The sequence below is a fragment of the Pedobacter sp. 01T416_2 genome (genome assembly GCF_056398925.1).
The window spans coordinates 1-6431 of record NZ_JBFTQI010000619.1 but is presented as its reverse complement, the minus strand read 5'-3'; the positions used below and the strand labels follow the sequence as shown (position 1 = coordinate 6431).

The 6431-nt window shown below is 47.9% G+C and carries 3 protein-coding genes; all 3 read left to right on the top strand.

Going from position 1 to position 6431, the window contains the following annotated elements; all coding sequences use genetic code 11:
- Positions 1-2923, top strand: a 2923-nt coding sequence (locus AC1DPQ_RS21290) for a hypothetical protein (protein ID WP_477610800.1), incomplete at its 5' end; no start/stop codon positions are given.
- Positions 2924-3382, top strand: coding sequence for a hypothetical protein (locus AC1DPQ_RS21285; RefSeq protein WP_477610799.1), 459 nt, complete (start codon positions 2924-2926; stop codon positions 3380-3382).
- Between the two features lie 11 nt (positions 3383-3393).
- A partial coding sequence (locus AC1DPQ_RS21280) for a DUF6443 domain-containing protein (protein ID WP_477610798.1) occupies positions 3394-6431 on the top strand: 3038 nt, incomplete at its 3' end.

The following is a 6431-nucleotide window of genomic DNA, read 5'->3' as shown; positions in this document are numbered from 1 at the left end:
CAATAGGGCCGATAATATTTCAAGCTGGGCCCGTGATTATAATACCGAACCAGATATTTTTACCTATCAGTTTAATGGGAACTCTGGAAAATTCGTCCTTAAAAACGATGTGAATAAAACGCCTTTATTGCTTCCATATAAGGCTTTAAAAATAGTTCCAAACCTTGCAAGCGAGGTATTTGATGTTTGGGATGCGGCCGGGGTGAAATATAAATTCTCTCCCTCAGGTACCCCGGATAATGGTTACACCTCTTGGAGTATGAGCCAGATGACCTCAGCGAACAATCCAGGCAACACTATATATTTTCAAGAAAGCGGTGGGCTGGATGAGCTGGCTAGAAGTTACGGGGAGCATGTAGTCTTTGACGACATCGACGATGAGTCGTTGATATGGAGGGACTGCTATCCGGATGTGGGCACAGAATTCAATGGGGTTAAACCCTATTCCGATGTGCTGAGTTATTACGATGCTTATTATGCCGGTGATTACGGAACCAACCGGTCTGATGGTATCCCCCAGCTCATCACGTTTCTGAGCGGAAAAGTGAAGTTTACCTTCGCTACAACAAACTACATGTTGCAGAAGATCGAGATTATGGATCTTTCTAATACCGTCAAGCAGAGCATGGAATTTGTATATGTGTCCAAGCCGACCCAAAGAGTCCTTTTGAAGGAAATTAATTTTTATGATGCAAATCATACTTTCTTGAACCATTACCTGTTTGATTATTTATATGAAGACAATGGGATTCCGCTAAGTGATATAGCGGGAACGGATCATTGGGGATACTATAATAGCAGTCCATCTCAGGGACTGGGAAAACAGCTGCCAAATGTATCGATTCCCAGGTTGCACCGCCCGGCGCTAGTGCTCAATAGCACAAATAACCGGGAGTCGGTAGAGACGCTAATGAAGACATTTGTGCTCAATAAGGTTACTTATCCTACTGGGGGATTTACTATCTACGATTATGAATGCAACAAAATTAATCCTTCGGCAGTGTCTCCAGGAAGAGATGTAGGTGGGCTAAGGGTTAAAACCATATCGAAATATGCCAGTCCAACAAGTACCCCTGAAACCAGGACATATGAATATCCAGGCTGGAACATAGACTTTCTGCCAGGGAATGTGGAGGATTATTCCTATTCTGTAGCTGGACTGGTCCCCGACCTGGCTCCGTTTGGTTCTTCTACAACCCCTTGGAGTCAGTTCAGGAGAAGATACCTGTTCAGTGATCCCCTTTTTAATATCAGCCCGCATGGCAGTCCGGTGGTATATGATCAGGTATCGGAATATATCGGTAATGGACAGCAAAATGTCGGGAAAATCAGCTATAATTACGATTTTACGCCAGCTGAGAAAACGACATATCCAAGCAACGGTTATATCGACTTTTATAGCTTTAATGACCCGATACGCTATAAGCAATATCTAAAGCCGTTCAAGGACTGGACCTCTGGTAACCTGATTGGAAAAGCATATTATAAGAATAATAATGGTAATTACGATCTGGTGAACGCTGAAGACTATGAATACCAGGATCTGCCCGGAGAGAGTGTTAGGGGATTCAAGTATGACAGATATGTGGAATATAATCTTGATGGCTGCGCTATCAGGCCAAACTTCCGCATTCCTGAGGATGCAGATTATTATCTGGTTCAATATGGAGGTGAGCCTTATAACTATGGCGATTATTATATTGAGTCGGGATACAGAAGACTCATATCCAAAACGGTGACGAGTGGTGACGGAGTGATTGAAAAAACTAAGTTTGAATATGCAAATAACCTCCTGGATGCCCCCACAAATTCCAAGATGTACAAGAGTAACGGCGATAGCGTTATTAGTGTTTTTAAATATCCGCACGATTTTATCGGACAGCAGCCCTATGCGGACATGGTAAATCTATACCATAAGTGGTCTCCGGTGATAGAACAGGTTAATTACAAGAACGATATCCTGGGGACAAATATCCTTAGTACAACCCGGACCAATTACAGCGACTGGGGCAATTCGATAATTGCGCCGAGTACTGTAGAGGGAAGGAATATGGCTACGGGAACTGATGAGACCCGTTTGCGCTATCACAACTATGATACTAAAGGGAATCCATTAACGATCTCTAAGGAGAACGGATCAAAAATAAGTTACCTCTACAGTTACAATTCCCAGTTTCCAATTGCGGAGATCAAAAACGCAGATTATGCGACAGTAGAGTCGTTATTGGGGGGTAGCAGTGCGGTGAGTAGCTTCAGCAATCAGGCTAGTCCCGACAAGACTGCGATTGATAACTTTCTTTTGCCGCTGAGGAACAATCTTCCCGATGCATTTATTTCGAGCTATGTATATAAACCATTGATTGGTATGGTTAGCCAGACGGATGCGAAGGGGATGACGGTTTATTATGAGTACGATGCTTTCCAGCGGTTGAAACTGGTCCGTGACCAGAATAATAACATTGTCAAGACCTATTGTTATAACTATGCGGGCCAGGTTACGGACTGTAATGCAGGTGGAGGGACGACAACACCTCCGGCGCCTTCGCCGGTTTATGCGCGGGTTGAGGTGGAGAATTCGGTTTCGAGCCCGACAAGTGACGGTAGTAGTACTGATGCGGATTTCTATATAGCCCTTTACAGCGATGCGAACTGTACGCAGTCTGTTTCTTTGCCACAGTCGATTGATGTGAATGTTGGGACCAGTTCAAGTGCTTATGAGAACAACAATTACTCGACTTTGAGCTGGACGAATACCTATACGGTTCCGTCCAATACCAACCGGCTCTACCTTGGGCGTTTTACCACCGATTGGTGGTATTGGTATTACGACCCTTATTATGAGCAGATTATCAATTCTTACTATTATTACTACCAGATAGAAGATAATGGAATGAATACCTATATCCCTGCAGCAACCTATTAGATGAAAACGAACATGAAGACCTATTTTCCATTATTTACCCTGTTACTGATGCTGGCGGGGATATCCAATACCTTCAGCCAGGAGTCTATTAAACAGGAGGCTGTTAAAAGTAAAAAAGAGCGTCAGGAAGTGCTATCAAAGGAGCTGGGGCTGAACCCGGAACAGTCTTTGCAACTTCTGGCAGAGCAGGAGAAATACGGCCAGCAGGTTACCCGCGTATTGCGGGATACTTCATTCCGTGGCCAGAAGCGGGGCATGGAGCTAAAGGCGCTTTCAGAGCGCCACCAAGCTGTGCTGAGGCTATTGCTTAGCCCCCAGCAGCGGGAAAAGATGGCAGCCTCCATCAGGGGACGGAGGCCGGCCGAAATGCAGGCTTTTAGTCAGCAACAGGAATTGAAACTGCCCAAAGGAAAACGTAAAGGTCTGCCCACAGACAGTATTAAAGTGCCAACGCATTAATGCCTCTCCAGATGAAAATAAGAATAAAGATTACCAGCATATTTACCGGGCTTTTAGCCCTCTGTGCAAGCCCGCTGAACACGGCTGTAGATGCAGCAGGCAATGTTTACATCGCCGATTCGGACCACAACCAGATTCAAAAAGTTACCCCATTGGGTACCATGAGCGTACTGGCGGGCTCTGGATCTGCGGGGTCTACGGATGGAACTGGTGCCGGGGCAAGCTTCCAGCACCCTTCGGCACTTGCGGTAGATGCTTCGGGCAATGTCTTTGTATCCGACCAGCAGAACCACCGGATCAGGAAGATCACCCCGGCAGGGGTGGTGACTACCTTTGCGGGCAGCGGGTCACCGGGATTTGCTAACGGTACAGGGACTGGCGCAAGTTTTTACAGCCCGATCGGCCTGGCCTTTGATGGCTCGGGCAACCTTTATGTGGCGGATTATTCGAATAATAGGATCCGCGTGATCACTCCGGCCGGTGTGGTGAGTACTTTTGCGGGTACGGGCACGGCAGGTGCTACCAATGGCAGTGCCTCATCGGCTACTTTCCGCAACCCGATGGGTGTGGCGGTTGATGCCTCTGGCAATGTTTATGTGGCTGACCGGCTGAACCATATGGTCCGCAAGATCAGCGGGGGTACGGTGAGTACGGTTGCGGGCAACGGATCGATGGGTTCGGCCAACGGTTACGGTACCTCTGCCACTTTCCAGTATCCCAATAACCTGGCGATAGATGCTTCGGGCAATATCTATGTGGCCGACCAGCAGAACCATACCATCCGCAGGATCGATGCTTCGGGTTATGTGTCGGCCTTTGCAGGCACGACCTCCGCGGGTACGGTAAACGGTACGGGTTCGGGCGTGCGGCTGAGCTCGCCCTACGGGCTGAGCATCGACAGCCAGGGTACGCTTTATGTGGCGGAAATCGGGAGTTTCTATATCCGCAAGATCGCCACAGCTGCTTTTACGGTTGCGCCAATGCTACCGGCGGGCCTGAACTTCAGCAATGCCAACGGTAACATCACTGGGGTTCCAACGACAGCCTCCGCTGCAGCCAATTATTATATCACGGCTTACAATACCAGTCAGAGCAGTTCTGCCTTTGCGCTGAACATCACGGTAACAGGTGGAAGTACTGCGGGCATCCAGCCGAGCAGTGACCAGAACTTTATTATGGAGACCACAGTGCGTGAAAAAGATGTAATTACACTTGCGCAGGTGGGTAGTCTTTCCATTGCCCAGGCTAACCGTAGTATCCAGTATCTTGATGGGCTGGGCAGGCCGATGCAGGCCGTGCAGGTACAGGCGAGCCCTGGGGGGAAAGATATTGTGCAGCCTGTGGCCTATGATGCCTATGGGAGGGAAACAGTAAAATACCTGCCTTATGCTGCGCAGTCGGCAAACAACGGGGGTTATAAAGCGGATGCTTTGACCCAGCAGGCGAACTATTACAATAACAGCACGGGCTGGGACGCTAATGTGGTCAAAACACCAAACCCTTACAGTGTAACGGTGTTCGAGGCTTCACCATTGGACCGGGTGGAACAGCGGGGTGCTCCGGGAGCTGCCTGGCAGCCTGGAACTGGGCGTACCGTGGTGAGTGAATACGGGACCAATGTGGCGGGCGATGTGAGGAAATGGACGGTGAACAGTTCCGGTGCGAGTTCTGGAAGTAGTTATTATGATGCGGGCAAACTTTATAAATCGACGGTAAAAGATGAGAACTGGGTGCCTGGGGATGTAAAGACGGGTACAACAGATGAATATAAGGACCTGGAGGGAAGGGTGGTATTAAAGCGGGCCTGGGAAACAGCTACTAAAAGTCTTTCCACCTATTATGTTTACGATGACCTGGGTAATTTGCGTTATGTGCTGCCTCCGGCAGTAAACCTGAATACCGACAGGTTATCCGCTGAGATCGATGGTTTTACCGAATCAGATGATGTGTTCAAGGATTTCATTTATGGTTATCATTATGATGGCCGGAAACGGTTAACTGAGAAAAAGATTCCGGGCAAGGGCTGGGAATACCTGGTATACAATAAGCTTGATCAGGTAATATTTACCCAGGACGCACAGCAACGTTTATCTTACCAGTGGATTTTTACCAAATATGATGCTTTTGGAAGGGTTATTATGACCGGTATTTATCTTGATGATGCGCAAAGGGCTATTTTCCAGGATAACCTGAATGCACAGACCTATCCTCTATGGGAAGACAAAGCCCCAGGGTCTTCCTCAGGCATGGGATACACCAATAATGCTTATCCTAATGTCGGGGTCAGTACCTATCTAACGGTCAACTATTACGACGATTATAACTTCTATGACAATACCATGGGTTCACCGGTGCTGCCGCAGGTTAGCGGTGGGCGTACCAAAGGCTTATTGAYCGGTACGCGTACAACCGTACTGGGTACAGGAACGATGCTGCTGAGCGTAAACTATTATGATAACGAAGGAAGGGTGATCACGACCAAAAGCGAAAACCACCTGAACGGTGTCAATCAGGGTACTGATGTGGTAGACAATGAGTGGAACTTTGATGGGAGCTTAAAGAAGACTACCCGTGTGCATGTGGGGAACGGCGTGAGTACCACTATTGCCAACACATATGCCTACGACCATGTGGGCAGGACGAAAACCACGAAATCCCAGATCAATGGGGGGCAAGGGGTCACGTTATCGAACTTGACCTACAATGAGATCGGGCAATTGATCGATAAGGGACAGCATAGTACCGATGATGTGAGTTTTGCGCAGCATACTGGCTTTACCTATAACGAGCGTGGCTGGCTGACCAGTCAGGCTAGCGGGCTGTTCAATTTTACATTGGCTTATAACAGTGGCAGTGCCCCGCAGTATAATKGTAATATCTCAAGCCAGACCTATACCAATGGCGGGGGAGCTAATACCYTTAACTACACTTATGACAGGCTGAACCGTTTGACGGTGTCCAGTGCCGGAAACAGCTTGGGAGAGAGCATCAGCTATGATGTGATGGGGAATATCAAAGCTGTGATGGGGAATATCAAAGCCCTGAACAG

Excerpts from the sequence above, each read along its gene's own strand:
- AC1DPQ_RS21285 (WP_477610799.1), top strand. The coding sequence starts at position 2,924 with ATGAAAACGAACATGAAGACCTATTTTCCATTATTTACCCTGTTACTG.